This is a genomic window from Mesorhizobium australicum (genome assembly GCF_900177325.1).
Lineage (GTDB): Bacteria > Pseudomonadota > Alphaproteobacteria > Rhizobiales > Rhizobiaceae > Mesorhizobium_A > Mesorhizobium_A australicum_A.
Map to the genome: position 1 here is coordinate 3,074,164 of NZ_FXBL01000004.1, position 16,474 is coordinate 3,090,637.

15 protein-coding genes, 1 tRNA gene and 1 pseudogene are annotated in these 16,474 nt (G+C 61.3%); 13 read left to right on the plus strand and 4 right to left on the minus strand.

The genetic code is table 11. The features are described from left to right. Positions 1-28 precede the first annotated feature (28 nt). The 8 genes from B9Z03_RS17660 (at position 29) to glpK (ending at position 8,308) form a co-directional block, all read left to right on the plus strand. Positions 29-265, plus strand: coding sequence for an Lrp/AsnC ligand binding domain-containing protein (locus B9Z03_RS17660; protein ID WP_085465413.1), 237 nt, complete (start codon positions 29-31; stop codon positions 263-265). Between the two features lie 171 nt (positions 266-436). Then, entirely contained in the window at positions 437-1,849 is a 1,413-nt protein-coding gene (locus B9Z03_RS17665) for a circularly permuted type 2 ATP-grasp protein (protein ID WP_085465414.1), read from the plus strand. A 60-nt stretch (positions 1,850-1,909) separates the two neighbouring features. After that, positions 1,910-2,851, plus strand: coding sequence for an alpha-E domain-containing protein (locus tag B9Z03_RS17670; protein WP_085465415.1), 942 nt, complete (start codon positions 1,910-1,912; stop codon positions 2,849-2,851). A 4-nt stretch (positions 2,852-2,855) separates the two neighbouring features. Beyond that, positions 2,856-3,644 (plus strand): transglutaminase family protein, encoded by a 789-nt coding sequence (locus B9Z03_RS17675; RefSeq protein WP_085465416.1) that lies wholly within the window; start codon positions 2,856-2,858, stop codon positions 3,642-3,644. A 30-nt stretch (positions 3,645-3,674) separates the two neighbouring features. Continuing rightward, positions 3,675-4,409, plus strand: coding sequence for a proteasome-type protease (locus B9Z03_RS17680; protein ID WP_085465417.1), 735 nt, complete (start codon positions 3,675-3,677; stop codon positions 4,407-4,409). A 4-nt stretch (positions 4,410-4,413) separates the two neighbouring features. Continuing rightward, on the plus strand, positions 4,414-5,829 hold the full coding sequence (locus tag B9Z03_RS17685) for a pyridoxal phosphate-dependent decarboxylase family protein (RefSeq protein WP_085465418.1): 1,416 nt from the start codon (positions 4,414-4,416) through the stop codon (positions 5,827-5,829). Between the two features lie 59 nt (positions 5,830-5,888). Beyond that, positions 5,889-6,653: a DeoR/GlpR family DNA-binding transcription regulator gene (locus B9Z03_RS17690; RefSeq protein WP_085465419.1), complete on the plus strand. Its 765-nt coding sequence runs from the start codon at positions 5,889-5,891 to the stop codon at positions 6,651-6,653. Positions 6,654-6,817: 164 nt separating this feature from the next. After that, positions 6,818-8,308: a glycerol kinase GlpK gene (gene glpK, locus B9Z03_RS17695; protein ID WP_085467723.1), complete on the plus strand. Its 1,491-nt coding sequence runs from the start codon at positions 6,818-6,820 to the stop codon at positions 8,306-8,308. 60 nt (positions 8,309-8,368) lie between these two features. Here glpK and B9Z03_RS17700 read toward each other — a convergent pair whose 3' ends face one another. Continuing rightward, positions 8,369-8,905, minus strand: a complete 537-nt coding sequence (locus tag B9Z03_RS17700) for a BA14K family protein (RefSeq protein ID WP_244561773.1) — start codon at positions 8,903-8,905, stop codon at positions 8,369-8,371. A gap of 231 nt (positions 8,906-9,136) precedes the next feature. After that, positions 9,137-9,595, minus strand: coding sequence for a hypothetical protein (locus B9Z03_RS17705; protein ID WP_139832308.1), 459 nt, complete (start codon positions 9,593-9,595; stop codon positions 9,137-9,139). Positions 9,596-9,758: 163 nt separating this feature from the next. Here B9Z03_RS17705 and B9Z03_RS17710 point away from each other — a divergent pair. Beyond that, positions 9,759-9,834, plus strand: a tRNA-Lys gene (locus B9Z03_RS17710). 310 nt (positions 9,835-10,144) lie between these two features. Here B9Z03_RS17710 and B9Z03_RS17715 read toward each other — a convergent pair. Next, on the minus strand, positions 10,145-11,203 hold the full coding sequence (locus B9Z03_RS17715) for an acyltransferase family protein (RefSeq protein WP_244561918.1): 1,059 nt from the start codon (positions 11,201-11,203) through the stop codon (positions 10,145-10,147). A 458-nt stretch (positions 11,204-11,661) separates the two neighbouring features. Here B9Z03_RS17715 and B9Z03_RS17720 point away from each other — a divergent pair. The 4 genes and pseudogenes from B9Z03_RS17720 (at position 11,662) to B9Z03_RS17735 (ending at position 15,546) form a co-directional block, all read left to right on the plus strand. Next, a pseudogene (locus B9Z03_RS17720) lies at positions 11,662-12,428 on the plus strand (IS5 family transposase). A gap of 180 nt (positions 12,429-12,608) precedes the next feature. Beyond that, the gene (locus B9Z03_RS17725; RefSeq protein WP_085465422.1) at positions 12,609-13,352 is read left to right on the plus strand and encodes a class I SAM-dependent methyltransferase; all 744 of its coding nucleotides are present in this window, start codon (positions 12,609-12,611) and stop codon (positions 13,350-13,352) included. An 8-nt stretch (positions 13,353-13,360) separates the two neighbouring features. Beyond that, on the plus strand, positions 13,361-14,482 hold the full coding sequence (locus B9Z03_RS17730; protein WP_085465423.1) for a glycosyltransferase family 61 protein: 1,122 nt from the start codon (positions 13,361-13,363) through the stop codon (positions 14,480-14,482). A 317-nt stretch (positions 14,483-14,799) separates the two neighbouring features. Next, positions 14,800-15,546, plus strand: a complete 747-nt coding sequence (locus B9Z03_RS17735; RefSeq protein WP_085465424.1) for a cytochrome c biogenesis CcdA family protein — start codon at positions 14,800-14,802, stop codon at positions 15,544-15,546. Here the strand turns inward: B9Z03_RS17735 and B9Z03_RS17740 are convergent. Next, positions 15,501-16,460, minus strand: coding sequence for a DMT family transporter (locus B9Z03_RS17740; protein WP_085465425.1), 960 nt, complete (start codon positions 16,458-16,460; stop codon positions 15,501-15,503). The genes B9Z03_RS17735 and B9Z03_RS17740 overlap by 46 nt on opposite strands. Positions 16,461-16,474 lie beyond the last annotated feature (14 nt).

The following is a 16,474-nucleotide window of genomic DNA, read 5'->3' on the forward strand; positions in this document are numbered from 1 at the left end:
AGGCCGCGCAACAGGAGAGGCGGTCGGAATGCAGGCGTTGTTCGTGCAGATCAAATGCGATCTCGGCAAGTCCTATGAGGTCGCGGCCGCCATCGCCGACAAGGAGATCTCCTCCGAGATCTACTCCACGGCGGGCCAGTGGGACCTGCTGGTCAAGTTCTATATCGAAGACGGCATCGACATTGGCCACTTCGTCAACGAGCAGGTCCATTCCGTCGCCGGAATCAGGGACACGCTGACGATCATGACCTTTCGCGCCTTCTGAGCGGAAGCGCGTCGCCCGCTTTGCGGTCACCTCCGCGCCCAGCAAACAAGCACCGTGCCATCACGCTGGGCAAAATCCGACTTTGGCCGTGCTTTGTGCATCTGACGCGCGATTGCGCTTGCAATTCCGAAATCGGCCCGATGAAATGAGCGCACAGGGGAGTAAGGCCGATTGGTTGCGTTCGATGAAATGCGTCCCGACGGTTCGGGAGTCAGGAAACCCTATGCGGGATACGAGCAGTGGCTCCTTAAACAGGATCCGGCGCGCCTGACGGAAAAGATGGGCGACGCCGAGCGCGTCTTCCGCAAGACCGGCATCACCTTCGCCGTCTACGGACACGAGGATGCCTCCGAAAAGCTGATCCCGTTCGACATCGTCCCGCGCATCCTGTCCGGCCAGGAGTGGCGCAGACTCACGCAGGGCATCGAGCAGCGGGTCGTGGCGCTGAACGCCTTCCTCGATGACATCTACCACCGGCAGGAAATCCTGAAGGCCGGGCGCATCCCGAAGCACCTGATCGCCGGCAACGAGGCCTTCCTGCCGGAGATGATCGGCGTGCGCCCGCCGGCTGGCGTCTACACCCACATCATCGGCGTCGACATTGTGCGCACCGGCGAGAACGAGTTCTACGTGCTGGAGGACAATGCCCGCACGCCCTCGGGTGTCTCCTACATGCTGGAGAACCGCGAGACGATGATGCAGCTCTTCCCGGAGCTGTTCCAGCACGTCAAGGTGCGCCCGGTCGAGAACTACCCGCAACTCTTGCGCCAGTCGCTCGCCAACGTGAAGCCCGACGGCTGCAAGGGCACGCCGACGATTGCGGTGCTGACGCCCGGCATCTTCAACTCTGCCTATTTCGAGCACGCTTTCCTCGCCGACCAGATGGGCGTGGAGCTGGTTGAAGGTTCGGACCTGCGCGTGGTCGACGGCCATATCGCGATGCGCACGACGCAGGGCTATAAGCCGATCGACGTGCTCTACCGCCGCGTCGACGACGCCTTTCTCGACCCGATGACCTTCCGGCCGGACTCCGCTCTCGGCGTGCCGGGAATCATGGATGTCTACCGCGCCGGCAAGATCACCATCGCCAACGCGCCCGGCACCGGCATCGCCGACGACAAGGCGATCTACTCCTATATGCCGGAGATCATCGAGTTCTACACCGGCCGCAAGGCGATCCTCGGCAACATCCCGACCTGGCGCTGCTCGGAGCCGGACAGTTTGAAATATGTCCAGGAACACATCGCCGAACTGGTGATCAAGGAAGTGCACGGCTCTGGTGGCTACGGCATGCTGGTCGGCCCGACGGCCTCGAAGAAGGAGCGTGAAGCGTTCGCGGCCAAGCTGGCGGCGAAGCCGGGAAACTACATCGCGCAGCCGACTCTCGCGCTGTCGACGTGTCCGATCCTGGTCGAAGGCGGACTTGCGCCGCGGCATGTCGACCTAAGACCCTATGTACTAGTCTCCGACAAGATACAGATCGTGCCCGGAGGACTGACGCGCGTCGCTCTCAAGGAAGGCTCGCTGGTCGTCAACTCGTCACAGGGTGGGGGAACCAAAGACACTTGGGTCCTGGATGACTAGCGCCATGATAGACCGTCGCCCTCCCGACTCGCCATTCGCCACTCTCCATTCGCCGGTCAATTGATGCTCGGACGCAACGCCAACGGCCTCTACTGGATGAACCGCTACATCGAGCGGGCGGAGAACATGGCACGGCTGGTCGATGCCGGGCTTCGGCTTGCGCTGACGAGCACGGCGAGTTCGACCGACGAGTGGACCTCGGTGGTCGTCTCGGCCGGCGTCGAGTTTTCCTTTCTGCAGAAGCACACCGAGTTCACGGCGGACACCGTCGCGGACTTCCTGCTGCGCGATACGTCCAATCCGTCGAGTGTCATGTCGGCGATCGAAACGGCGCGCAACAATGGCCGCATGGTGCGTACGGCGCTGACGCGCGAAACCTGGGAAGCGATCAACGAGGCGTGGATGTCGATGAAGCGGCTGCTCAAGGCGCCGATCGACGAACGCGACCTGCCGCGCATCCTCGACCAGATCAAGCGCGAGACCGCCTTCATCCGCGGTTCGTTCTACGGCACGATGCTGCGCAACGAGATCTTCGACTTCAGCCAGATAGGTACCTTTATCGAGCGCGCCGACAACACGGCGCGCATCCTCGATGTGAAATACTATGTCCTGTTGCCGTCGGTGTCCTGGGTTGGATCTTCGCTTGACAACTACCAGTGGGAGTCGATCCTGCGCTCGGTTGCGGCGCACCGTTCCTATCGCTGGGTCTACGAGGCGGAATACAAGCCGACCAACATCGCCGACTTCCTGATCCTCAACGGGCGCATGCCGCGCTCGCTCGCCTTCTGTTACCGCAACATCGCGGAAAGCCTGAGCTTTCTGGCGACGGAATACGGCAATCGTTTCGGTTGCCACGACACCGTCGAAACCACGCTCGCCAAGTTGAGAGTCGGCTCGATCAAGGACATCTTCGACCGGGGCCTGCACGAGTTCCTGGTCGAGTTCATCGGCGACAACAACCGGCTGGGCAACCAGATCGCCGAGGAATACCGGTTCAACTGATCCCATGCGACTGAAAATCTCCCACCGGACCGAATATGGCTACGACGCGCCGCTGAGCTACGGGCTGCAGCGGCTGCGGCTCACGCCGCAGAGTGGACGCGCACAGACTGTTATCACCTGGGAGATCGCGGTCGACGGGGCGCGCGAGGAACTGCGCTACATCGACGGGTTCGGCAACGAGACGCGGCTCATCTCGATCGAGGGCGAGCCGCGCAGCGTCGCAATCACGGCGACCGGCGAGGTCGAGACCGCTGACACAGCAGGCGTTACCGGCCCGCAGCGCGGCTTCGCGCCGATGTGGCTGTTTGAGGCCGAAACGCCGCTGACCGCCTCGGGCAAGAAGATCGCAGCGCTTGCCAAGGGCTTGGGCGAGGGCGACGGGCTCGAACGGCTGCACCGCCTCAAGGATCTCGTCGCCGACCAGGTGGAATACAAGACTGGCGCAACGACCTCCGCCACGACGGCCGAGGAGGCGCTGAAGCTCGGTGCGGGCGTGTGCCAGGACCATGCGCATGTTTTCATTTCGGCCGCGCGGCTGGGCGGCTTTCCGGCACGTTACGTCAGTGGCTACCTGATGAAGGATGGCGAGCAGGCGGCGAGCCATGCCTGGGCCGAAGCGCATGTGACGGGGCTCGGCTGGGTGGGCTTCGATCCGTCGAACCGCATGTCGCCGGACGAGACCTACGTCACGCTCGCCACCGGGCGCGACTATCGCGACACCGCGCCTGTGTCGGGAATTAGGTTGGGACAGGCGCTGGAAACGCTTGCGGTTCACATTACGGTCGAGCAGTAATCCCCGACCTATCCGCTGCGGATCGATTCCATGACCTATTGCGTCGGCCTGAAGATTGATCGCGGGCTCGTGTTCATGTCTGACACGCGCACGAATGCCGGCGTCGACAACATCTCCACCTTCCGCAAGATGCATGTCTGGTCGGAGCCGGGCGAGCGGGTGATCGTGCTGCTCTCGGCCGGCAACCTCGCTACGACCCAGGCCGTGGTCAGCCTGCTCGACGAGCGCAGCAAGGCGGTAGGCGACCGGGCGCCGACATTGCTCGAAACACCGTCGATGTTCCGGACGGCGCAGATCGTCGGCAACATCGTGCGCGAGGTGATCAGCGGCACCGCGCTGGAAGGGCAGAAGGCCGAAAGCTATTTCAACGCCTCCTTCATCCTCGGCGGCCAGATAAAGGGCAGCGAGCCGCGGCTGTTCATGATCTATCCGGAAGGGAATTTCATCGAGGCCGGCGGCGACACGCCTTTCTTCCAGATCGGCGAGACCAAATACGGCAAGCCGATCATCGTGCGCGCCTACGACCCGGCGATGAGCTTCGAGGAAACGGCGAAGCTCTTGATGGTGTCTTTCGATTCGACGCTGAAGTCGAATCTGTCGGTCGGCCTGCCGCTCGACATGCTGTTCTACGAGAAGGACACGTTGCGCGTCGGCTTCCAGAAGCGGATCACCGGCGACGACCCTTACTACCGCACCGTATCCGACGGCTGGTCGAGCGCGCTGAAGGCCGCGTTCAAGAACCTACCCGACTTTCCGATGGGATGACGCCGTGAAGGACAACGAGTTTCGCGACTGGTCGTCCAAGGCCGCCGAATGGGGCGCGGACTACCGGGCGAGACTTCGCGACCTGCCGGTCCGGGCGCAGACGAAGCCGGGCGACATCGCGGCACAGCTCGAGCCGAGCCCACCGGAGGCAGGCCAGCCGATGGAGGCGATCTTCGCCGACTTCGAGCGAATCGTCGTGCCCGGCATGACGCACTGGCAGCATCCGCGCTTCTTTGCCTATTTCCCGGCCAATGCCGCACCCGCCTCGGTGGTGGCCGAATACCTCGTCACGGCGATGGCCGCGCAATGCATGCTTTGGCAGACCTCGCCGGCGGCGACCGAGATGGAGACGCGCGTGGTCGACTGGCTGCGCCAGGCACTCGGCCTGCCGAATCGATTTACCGGCGTCATCCAGGATTCGGCCTCCTCCGCCACGTTGAACGCCGTGCTGGTGATGCGCGAGCGGGCGCTGGGCTGGAAGGGCAATATCGACGGCCTGCCCGGCCAGCCGAAGCTGCGCATCTATTGCTCCGGCGAGGTGCACACCTCGATCGACCGGGCGATCTGGGTGTCGGGCATCGGCCAGGATAATCTGGTGCGGATCCCGGTGCAGGGCGAAAAGCGCTCGATGGATGTCGGCGCGCTGGATGCAGCGATCCGCAGCGATCGCGATGCCGGCTATCTTCCCGCCGGCATCATCGCTTCGGTCGGAGGCACCAGCGTCGGCGGGACCGACGATGTCGCGGGCGTGGTGGAGGTAGCGCGCCGGCACGGACTTTACGTCCATGTCGACGCGGCCTGGGCGGGCTCCGCGATGATCTGCCCGGAATTCCGGCATCTATGGGCCGGGGTCGACGGAGCCGATTCGGTCGTGTTCAATCCGCACAAATGGCTGGGCGCGCAGTTCGACTGTTCCGTCCAGTTCATCGCCAATCCCGGTGAACTGGTGCGCACGCTTGCCATCCAGCCGGAATTCCTCAAGACACACGGCGCCGACGGCATCATCAACTATTCCGAATGGTCGGTGCCGCTGGGACGCCGCTTCCGAGCACTGAAGCTGTGGTTCCTGCTGCGCGCCTACGGGCTCGAACATCTGCGCGGGATGATCCGCAACCATGTCGCCTGGTCGCGAAAGGTCGCCAGCCGGCTTGCAGCGGAGCCCGGTTTCGAGATCGTGACGCCGCCGATGCTTTCCCTGTTCAGCTTTCGTCACCTGCCGGCAGCCGGCAGCGACTCCGACGCTCACAATTACGAGCTCGTGCGCCGCATCAACGACGACGGGCGCATCTACCTCACGCAGACGCGCGTGGACGGCAAGGTCGCAATCCGCTTCCAGGCCGGTCAGTTCGACATGCGCGAGGAGGACGCGGACACGGCCTTTGAGGTCATTCGCGGGATCGCGGCTGAATTGTCCGGCTGAGGCTTTCCGAGATTTTCGTTTTCCGCTAACCTGGCGCAAAACGAAAACGGGAGGAAACCGTGCTGCTCACCCCGCGCCACTCCGAAATCATCCAGCTCGCCAAGGACAAGGGGAGGGTGCTGGTCGAGGATCTCGCGGCGCATTTCCAGGTCACGCCGCAGACGATCCGCAAGGACCTGAACGACCTCTGCGACCAGCGGCTGCTGACGCGCATCCATGGCGGGGCGCTGTTTCCGTCCGGCATCGAGAACCTGCAATATGAAGCGCGGCGCAAGATCGCCGCCGACGAGAAGGACGCGATCGGCAAGGCCGCGGCCCGGCTGATCCCCGACAATGCCTCACTCTTCGTCAACATCGGAACCACGACCGAGGCGGTGTCGAAGGCACTGCTGGACCACAAGGGCCTGATGGTGATCACCAACAACATCAATGTCGCGAACAGGATGCGGGTCTATCCGTCGATCGAGGTGGTGATCGCCGGCGGCGTGGTGCGCGGCTCCGACGGCGGTATTGTCGGCGAAGCGGCGGTGGACTTCATCCGCCAGTTCAAGGTCGACTACGCCGTCATCGGCGTCTCGGCGATCGACCATGACGGCGCGCTGCTCGACTTCGACTATCGCGAGGTGAAGGTGGCGCAGGCGATCATCGCCAATACGCGCCATGTCATCCTCGTCGCCGACCGAGCCAAGTTCGAACGCACCGCGCCGGTGCGCATCGGCCATCTCAACCAGGTCAACACCTTCATCACAGACCGCTGCGATATCCCTTCGGTTCGGCGGATCCTGGCCGAGGCAGAGGTCGAGCTGATCGAGACATCGGCATGAGTGCCGATTTCGTTTGACATTCGAATGAGGTTCGAAACATTTCCTTTTCGGCGAATAGGTCTCGCCGGAAGATGCACCTTCCACTGGGTGCGATTGCGTTGGGAGGAGAAGATGACGTTATATCCGACGCGGCCAGCGGCTGCGCAGATCACGGCGAGGCCAGCGTGAGCGGCTACGTCCTTGCGATCGACCAGGGCACGACGTCGAGCCGCGCGATCGTCTTCGACGGCGAGATCAACATCGTCGCGGTCGCGCAGAAGGAATTCGCGCAGATCTATCCGGCGTCGGGCTGGGTCGAGCACGATCCGGAGGAGATCTGGTCCACTGTCGTCGCCACCATGCGCGACGCGCTGAAGAAGGCGCAGCTGAAGGCGGTCGACATCTCGGCGATCGGCATCACCAACCAGCGCGAGACCGTGGTCGTCTGGGACAAAGCGACGGGCAAGCCGATCCACAATGCGATCGTCTGGCAGGACCGGCGCACCGCGCCGCTCTGCGCCAAGCTGAAGAAGGCGGGCCATGAACGCCGCATTTCCGCCAAGACCGGGCTGCTGCTCGACCCCTATTTCTCCGGCACCAAGATCGCCTGGATTCTCGACAAGGTGAAGGGCGCGCGGCGGCGCGCCGAAAAGGGCGAGCTTCTGGCCGGTACGATCGACACGTTCCTGATCTGGCGGCTGACCGGCGGCAAGGTCCACGCGACCGACGCGACGAATGCCTCGCGCACGCTGCTCTATAACATCTCGGCCAACGAGTGGGACGACGAGCTGCTGACATTGCTGCGGGTACCGCGCGCGCTGCTCGCAGAGGTCAGGGACTGCGCCGACGACTACGGCCGGACAGAAAAGGCGCTTTTCGGTGACGAAATCCCGATTCTCGGCGTCGCCGGCGACCAGCAGGCGGCGACGATCGGCCAGGCCTGTTTCGAGCCGGGCATGATGAAGTCGACCTACGGTACGGGCTGCTTCGCCATCCTCAACACCGGCCCGCAGATCGTCCGCTCGAAGAACCGGCTGCTGACCACGATCGCCTATCGGCTTAACGGCAAGACCACCTATGCGCTGGAAGGCTCGATCTTCATCGCGGGCGCGGCCGTGCAGTGGCTGCGCGATTCGCTGAAGGTGATCCAGAAGTCCGAACATTCCGGTATCCTTGCTGCCAAGGCGGACGACAGCCAGGAGGTTTATCTTGTCCCGGCCTTCGTTGGGCTGGGCGCGCCGCATTGGGATGCAGAAGCACGCGGCGCGATGTTCGGGCTGACGCGCAATTCCGGTCCTGCCGAGTTCGCCCGCGCCGCGCTCGAATCGGTCGCCTACCAGACATCCGACCTGCTTTCGGCAATGAAGCGCGACTGGAAGGGCGCGGCGGCGAAGACGGTGCTCAGGGTCGACGGCGGCATGGTCGCGTCGGACTGGACCATGCAGCGGCTCGCCGACATCCTCGACGCGCCGGTCGACCGGCCGAAGATACTCGAGACGACGGCGCTCGGGGCCGCGTGGCTGGCGGGATCGCGCGCGGGCGTTTGGCCGAAGGAGAAGGCGTTCGCGAAGCGCTGGGCGCTCGACCGCCGCTTCGAGCCGGCGATGGACGCCACGACCCGCAAGCGCAAGGTCGCCGGCTGGCACGACGCGGTGTCACGCACGCTCAGCCGTTAGCAAAGCAAAACCCCGCGCCTTGTGGCGCGGGGCTTTCAACATGCCGTAAACGCTCAACGATCAGCTGTAGGGCGAATAGCACTGCTGGCGCGGGCCGTGGTATGGCTGGAACGTGTTGTCCCACTCGCGATAGGACCGGTAGCGGTTGTAGCACCACTGAACGTGGGCACTGCCACCGCCGCGATAGTAGCGCGGGGGAGGCGGCGGGGCCGAGTTGATCGCATTGCCGATGATTGCACCCGCAATGAACGCGCCGGCCGGGAACCACCAGCCGTCATGGTAGCGATAACCGTGGCGCTTGTGTCGATAGCCGCGGTGGCCATTGTAATAATATCCGCCATTGTGCCAGCCATGCCGCGGTCCATTACCGCGCCAATGGCGATCACCGCGCTCGCGGCGATTGCCGCCCCAGTAGCGATCGCCGCCCGAGCGACGGCCACCCCATTCGTAGACGGACTGATTCTGCACGTTGATCAAGCCATTGTCGGCAGCAATCCGGGGTGCGGGCAACGGGACCGCGCTGGCCGGCGCGAACGACGTCACCGCTATCGCGGCGGACATGGCCGCTGCACTGAGAATGCTCGCAAGCCTTTTCATAGTAACCTCCTGGGTTCGAACGAGGATGTCCCTTTGCGCGCTCAACGCGCGTCTGTAAGCGTTGGTTCCACTGCAAATATGTCCGCGCCGGGGCAGACGGCGTCCTGGCATAAAAAGAAAGCCGGTCTGACGACCGGCTCTCAGTTGGGACGGGACGGGCCTCGGGGGTGGGGGACAGCCCGTCACGCCCCTACAACGTAATGGAAGGCATAGGGTTCCGCACGTCGCGGATTATTTCTGTCCGGCCTTGCTGTCCTTGGTCGATCCGCGGCTGCGACCCGCCACGACGCCGGCAACGGCGCCAGCGACGCTGCCAGCGATCGACGCCAAGCCGCTCGCCATACTGCTCGCTCCGGCGACCAGGGTACTTGCCGTGCCCTTGCCATTCGGAGCTTTCGCGGCGGCTCCATCGGACTTCCTGGCTGCCTTCGTCGCTGGCTTGGTTGCGACCTTGCCTGTGGATTTGGAGGCAGCCTTCGGCGATTTCGCCGGAGCGACAGGCTTGGCGGCGCTGGATGTCTTCGCCGTCTTGGGCCCGCCGGCGGCCTTGGCCTGCTTCGGCGGCGACTTCTTTCCAGGCGCGGCGGACTTGGCATCTTTCGACCGCTCGGCAATCGCGGCGCCGGCGCCCGTGCTGGCTTCGAGCGGCTTTGTCGCGGACGACTTTTTCGCTGAAATGGTCTTGCTCACGTCGTATCCCTCCGAAAGAGCTGCAATCACGATCAACGAGCGACATAACAAGAAGTTCCTACGGCCTCGGGAACCGCGGAAATGGCCCGGATTCCGGGTTGACCGCGCTGGGCGCCATCCCTATGTTCCGCCGCACTTTCGAGGGGGCGTCGTGCCACCCGACGGGCGCGTAGCTCAGCTGGTAGAGCAACGGACTTTTAATCTGTAGGTCATGGGTTCGAGTCCCATCGCGCTCACCATTTAAGTGCTTGGAATTGCTGCGCTTCTCTTTTCATGGTGTAGATGAGACCGATTGCGGGACTTATGGTCCAGCTGAATTCGGCCAGGCGCAAATTGGGACCGAAGCACGAACCCCTGGACTCTTCTCTGCGCTGAAAGGAAGTCGGAGGCTCACGTCAGGAGCGATGCATATACTGTCGCGACAGCAGTTGGTGAGAATCCGCTCGGGCGGTCGGCGTGGCAGGGGGCAACGCCATGCGATTTAAGAACTACGACAAATCATGCCCGGCGGCGGACGGATCGATTACAAGTATCCGGCATTTTGACCGTTCAAGATGCCTGAGCTTTTGCGATTATCCAGCGCCGGCACGGCATCTCTATAGTCCGCCACAACACCCATGAACTCAAGTAGACAAGAGTCAGGACGACAATTGTTGCCGGTACAGCGCCCATGGCATCAGACCATCTATGCGTGAAGGCGTAGCGGATAATGATCTGGTGAACCATGTAGGTTGAGAAACTGATCTCGCCGAGAAGAACCAGTCCGCGCCATGCAAGCAGTCGCGATACAGGCCCATCGCTCTGAGCAAAGATAAAGATCGCAAAGGCAAAAACCAGGAGACCACCCGATTGGTTGTACCAGACGCCAAGGCTCTGATGAACGTTCGACGTGATGAACCCCTGAACGGTTATGGTGGTGAGACCGTAGAGAAGCATGAGTGCTATCGCTGTGGCCTCTAAAGCCATGGCTGGCCCCTTGATTCGGAGACCGGCGTTAAACAGCCGCCCGGCGAACACCCCGACAGCAAACTCGACAACGCGTACAGCCGGATGCTGCATAATCGCATGGACATACGAAAACTCGAAGAGCGTTGCCTTGGCGATCGGGAAGCTAAAAATGATAAACGCCGCGATCGCGATCAGGACAACTAGCCATGCCCACAATCGCTTTGTTCGAGCGAGAAAAGGAAACAGAAGGTAAAACCAAAGTTCATCCGAAATGCTCCACGACGGTGCATTCCAGGAGAATACCAGGCCACTGATCGGTAGCCATGCATGGAGCAATAGAAGATTCAGCATCGCCGTCATAGCATGCATCGGGCTAAGTAAAAGTTGAGGCTGCAGTATTATGGCAACGAGCAAGAACGTCACGAGATGAATTGGCCACAATCGTGCGAATCTAGCGACGTAGAACGCCTTCACCGAATGGCGCGAGAAGTCTCGATACTGATATGTCAGGATGAACCCTGACAGCACAAAGAAGAAACTCACCCCTAGACCGTAACGGCTGTCTCCGGGGGTGCCTACAATGGTCGGCAAAATATGGCCCGCGACGATAACCGCCGCCGCGAAAAAGCGAAGCGAAGTCAACGGATATAGATGCGGCACCTTATGCAACTGAATACCCCCAAGCAACCACGGTTATATCGCACGACCCAACATCGATTTCAAAAGATAAGCAACGCACCAGTTCACAAGGCGGGAAATCTTGTCCCTCGCCACGCCACCTCTCGATAAATCATAGCAAAACGCAGATGACTGTTTTTTATCATATGTGATGAGGGCTTTGATCTCCGGGTCCTGAATTCGCGCACCAACGCAATGCTTCAAATAGCTGTATTTCTGAAGTGGCGTCTGGCACGTAAGAGGAAGTGCGCGGTTCTTGCAAGATACGCGCGAGAAATTTGCCGCGCGATAAGGATGGAGCCGATCGCCTCCTCGGCGCTGACCGGTCGGCTCATCTCTTATGTTTGCACAAGGGCAACCTCGACCTCTAGAGTCTGTACTCAATAAGGCTTGAGTTGCTGAGCGAAGCTTGATTCAAGGTTATCGAAAGGAGCCTTGAAATGGCGCGCTATGATCTGAGCGAGGCGGAGTGGCGGATTGTGGGGCCGCTGCTTCCGGCGGTAGGCAAAGGGGCTCGCCGTGCAGACGACCGTCGGGTCGTGAATGGCATTTTCTACGTGCTGAGGACAGGTTCGCCCTGGCGAGACCTGCCGGAAAGATACGGCCCATACACGACGGTCTACAACCGCTTCAATCGATGGGCGAAGAAGGGCGTCTGGCTGAGGATGTTTGAAGCCTTGGCCGAGCGATCTCCGCAGTCGCTTCAGTTGATCGACAGCTCGATCGTCCGCGCGCACCAGCATGCCGCGGGCGGAAAAAAGGGGGGCCGGATCACGCCATTGGCCGTTCTCGTGGCGGACTGAGCACCAAGATCCACGCGGTGGTCGATCAGGACGGCCTGCCGGTGCGCTTGCTGATCACGCCCGGCCAAGCTTCAGACAAGACCGCTTTCCCGGACCTCTTGGCAGGTCTTCCGGCCGCTACCGTCGTGGTCGCCGACCGCGGCTACGACAGCCGAGCGATCGTCGAGATGGTCGTCACACGCGGCGGAACGGCGCATATCCCGACACAAAGTCAGGTGAAGCTGAAACGATCGGTCGATCCCCAACTCTACCGGCAGCGGAACCTGATCGAGCGCTACTTCTGCAGTCTCAAACAATTCCGTCGCATCGCAACCCGCTTCGACAAGCTGGCACGCAACTTCCTCGCCGCCGTCGCACTCGCATCAGCGCGGCTGTGGATACGCGCTATTGAGTCCACGCCCTAGTGGGGCGGGCTCAATGTAAGACCCACGGGTACTAGGCTTTCGTGGCGGATGCATAGCGGTCGCGCTCGAATTCGCTGGGAACGCGGATGGCGCCTCTTAACTCGCTGTGTGCCAACTGGATGGATTGCAAATTTGGCCGAATCCATGCCACCCTCAAGTCCTTTATTGGCAGAGGGTGGCATGGCAGGGTACGAGCAAGTAACGGATCATAAAGGCGCACCATACCACGCGGTGCTTCGCTCATTGCATGCGACGCTAAACCCCAGGACCTACCTGGAAATCGGCACTCTGAACGGCGCCACTCTGAAGCTGTCGACCGCGAAATCGATCGCAATCGACCCTAAGTTCCAGGTCGACGGAAACTGTCTCGTTGGCAAGCCCGCTTGTCACTTTTTCCAGATGACGAGCGACCAGTTTTTCCGCGATCACTCACCGTCCGCATTGCTGGGATCAGAAATTGACCTTGCCTTCCTCGATGGGATGCATCTGTTCGAGTATCTGTTGAGAGATTTCATCAACACGGAACGCCATTGCCGCCCGAATTCAATCATTGCCATGCACGATTGCATTCCGACCGATAGCCACGTGGCAAGGCGCAGCGGTGGGGATCAGCGGTATTCCGAAACTTCGCCGCATCCCGAATGGTGGGCTGGCGACGTTTGGAAGGTTCTTCTGGCTCTCAGGGAGTTTAGGCCAGAGCTGACTATCGTCTCGGTCGACGCCCCACCCACCGGCTTAGTGCTGGTATCAAACCTGTCCCCAACTTCCACTGTGCTTTCGGACTCCTACTTTGAAATAGTCCGCAAATATATAGACATGGAAATATCTGACATAGGGCTTGAAAAATATTTCGCCGAAATTAACATGACGCCGACCGCGAAATTGAGCGATCTTTCAGGTATCTCTAAGTATTTCTGGCTGTAAACTCAAATATGAACCTAAGCAGCTCTGATGACTTACAAGGCGGATCAGAAACAAAGATCCTTCCTCCGGAGTCGTACCATATCAGAGACAAGTATTTTGTATTCCCAAACGCATCGAAGAATTTAGTTCCGGTCGGAATACGCGAGTATGATACAGTCTCTTGCCGATTTTCAGCGTTCGAATTCGATCAAGTTACTCTGTGCGGATTTAGGCTGTATTCGTTAGGCGGGAAATGGTTCAACGATCGAAGCCTTGTCGACGCAGCGGGGGCTAACAAGGAGTACGCCTATAAACTTCCTCTCGGTTTCGACGAGAACATCCCGTTCAACCAGCGCGGAGATGTCGATATCGACATGAGTCGAGTTGTTGATATCGACGGCAAAGATTGCGCGCTTCTTTGCTATGACGAGCCGGCGAATTTCGGGGCGTTCCTGTATCGCGGGATACCGAAGCTCTTGCTGCTGGCAAAGGAACGCAAGATCAAAAGCGTTATGACCTACGCCGCGCCGAAGTGGGCGAAAAGCATACTGAACTTCATCGACCCTGAAATCGAAATCGTTCATCATAACCCGCGCCTCGTCTATGCCGTCCATGATGCGCTAATCCCGGCCCTGGCGTCACCGGAGCAGTATCAACGGCCGGAAACGATCGATGCCTTCCGAGAGATGCTGGACAAATCGCCAAAGGATGTTTCGCCCCGCATGGCCGGCGCAGAAAAAATCTACATTTCGCGTCGTTCCATGTCGATCGACAGACCGGGCTTCCGAGTACTGGAAAATGAAACGGAGCTTGTCGAGAAACTGCATCAGCACGGTTTCAAAGAATTCATACCGGAGCACTACCCGTTCCCGGAACAGATGCGTATCGTATCGCAAGCAAAGATCATCGTCTGCGTAGGCGGTTCAAACATCTACATCACTTACTTCGCCTTTATGGCGGAGTTGATCGTGGTGCTTTGCGGGACGAGGGATTTCCTGTTCGGCTTCAGCAACGTGGTCGCCAGCCAAAACGCGAATTTTTCGTTTGTGTTCGGGACGCCGACCGAGCGAGGGTCTTTGCCGAGTCATAACAACTGGATTGTGGACGTGGATACCCTTCTGGACGGGATGCGAACGCTCAACGCTCTGTAGCTATTCCGTAGACCTATTCAGGTCCCTTTCCCCTGGGACTGGTCAGCCGTCGCCACCGTCACCGCGGACAACAGAAATTTCGGACGAAACTCCTGCATGTTGCTCCGGCGCCTTTGCGCAGCGATGTCGTGGACAAAGATACTGGCTGCCGGATCTCCTCTGAGCTTTAGTTAGATACTTCTCGGATCCGATGGAGCACGTGGGCTCAGGAAACCGGTGAGTTCCAGCGTCCCTTCGCCACGCCAAGGTGAATGGCGCGTGACGGGCTGGGTCGCTATATCCGGGCCGTCATTTGCATTCGAAGGCGGGCAGGCGGCGTGGCGATCGATGTTGGATATCTGAGCGCGGTGGGGGCGGGCGCTTTGTCGTTCCTGTCGCCCTGCGTCTTGCCGCTGGTGCCGCCTTACCTGTGCTACATGGCCGGGGTGTCGGTCGAGGAATTCCGCAATCCCGACGGGACGGCCACCGCCACGGCCAACCGGACGGCGCTGCTTTCCGCTTCGCTCGCCTTCGTGCTTGGCTTCTCCACCGTGTTTGTCGCGCTGGGGGCAGGCGCCTCGTCGATCGGACAGTTGCTCAGGGTCTGGCAGCAGCCGCTCGCCATGGCGGCGGGGCTCGCCATCATCCTGATGGGGCTGAATTTCCTCGGCGTCGTGCGCATCCCCTTCCTGTCGCGCGAGGCGCGCTTCCAGGCCGGCGGACAGCCGGCGTCGATGACCGCCGCCTATGTAATGGGGCTCGCCTTCGCCTTCGGCTGGACGCCCTGCATCGGACCGGTGCTCGGGCCGATCCTCACGCTCGCCGGCGGGCGCGACACAGTGACGGACGGTGCGGTTCTGCTCGCGGCCTATTCGGCCGGGCTGGGGATTCCGTTCATCATCGCCGCTCTGTTCTCGGGTGCGTTCATGCGCTTCGCCTCCCGCTTCCGCGCGCATCTCGGCCGGGTGGAGAAGGTGATGGGGGCGCTGCTGGTCGTGGCCGGCGTGCTGTTCCTCACCGGCGGGGTCCAGAAGGCGTCCTACTGGCTGCTGGAGACGTTCCCGGCGCTCGGCACGCTCGGCTGAGCCGTTTTCGTCCGCGACGGGAAGGTCGCGAGGATCACCCCGCCCATCACCAGCGCGATGCCGGCCGCATGGAACGGCTGAAACCTCTCGCCGAAGAAGACCACGGCCATCGTTACCGCGAAAGGCGGCATCAGATACATGAAGATACCAGCAAGCGAAGCGCCCAGCGCGCGTACGCCGTACTGGAAGCCGGAAAACGCCAGCAGCGAGGCGAAGATGACGATGCCAGCGATGGAGATCCAGTCCGAGGGCTGATCCGGCATCGAGCCGCCGAGCGCGAATTCAACGGCAGCGGTCGGTGCGAGCATGAGGGTCGCAACCGCTGCGACAAGGCCGAAGAGGCCAAGATTGGAGACGCCGCGCAGATCTGGAGAGCGGTAGAGGATCGAATAGACCGCCCAGCAGAAGGCGGCGGCGACGAACAGAACGTCGCCCCAGTGGAAATCGAGACGGAGCAAGGCGGTGAGATTGCCCTTGAGCACGATGACGGCGACACCGGCAAAGGCGATCGCGGAGCCGGTCGCCTCGCGCATTCCGATCGCGCGGCCAAAGAAGGCCGCCTCGATCAGAATGATGAAGACGGACGAGCTGGTCATGATGAGCGTGCCGTTGGTCGCGGTGGTGCTGGTGAGCGCCAGGTAGACGCCGGCGCCGCACACAACCATGCCGAGGAAGGAGAGTGTCGCAACCAGCCCCGGTCGCGCCGTCAGCACCGTCCAGAGCATCCGCCGCTCCCGCAGCAGGAAGGGCGCCAGGACCAGCGCCACAAGCGCCCAACGAATAAAGGCGAGGGTGAACGGGGCCACGTCGCCGATCACCGCGCGGCCGAAGATCAGGTTGGTCGAGAACAGAAGCGGCGTCGCCAGCATCACCAGAACCGCAAGCGCGTTTGCGCGGGTCGTCTCGTCAGCCATTCGTGCGCCCGCTC

Coding starts and splice junctions, on each gene's coding strand:
- B9Z03_RS17660 (WP_085465413.1), top strand. CDS start 29: ATGCAGGCGTTGTTCGTGCAGATCAAATGCGATCTCGGCAAGTCCTAT.
- B9Z03_RS17675 (WP_085465416.1), top strand. CDS start 2,856: ATGCGACTGAAAATCTCCCACCGGACCGAATATGGCTACGACGCGCCG.
- B9Z03_RS17680 (WP_085465417.1), top strand. CDS start 3,675: ATGACCTATTGCGTCGGCCTGAAGATTGATCGCGGGCTCGTGTTCATG.
- B9Z03_RS17700 (WP_244561773.1), bottom strand. CDS start 8,905: ATGAAAAGGCTTGCGAGCATTCTCAGTGCAGCGGCCATGTCCGCCGCG.
- B9Z03_RS17725 (WP_085465422.1), top strand. CDS start 12,609: ATGGCAGGGTACGAGCAAGTAACGGATCATAAAGGCGCACCATACCAC.
- B9Z03_RS17730 (WP_085465423.1), top strand. CDS start 13,361: ATGAACCTAAGCAGCTCTGATGACTTACAAGGCGGATCAGAAACAAAG.
- B9Z03_RS17740 (WP_085465425.1), bottom strand. CDS start 16,460: ATGGCTGACGAGACGACCCGCGCAAACGCGCTTGCGGTTCTGGTGATG.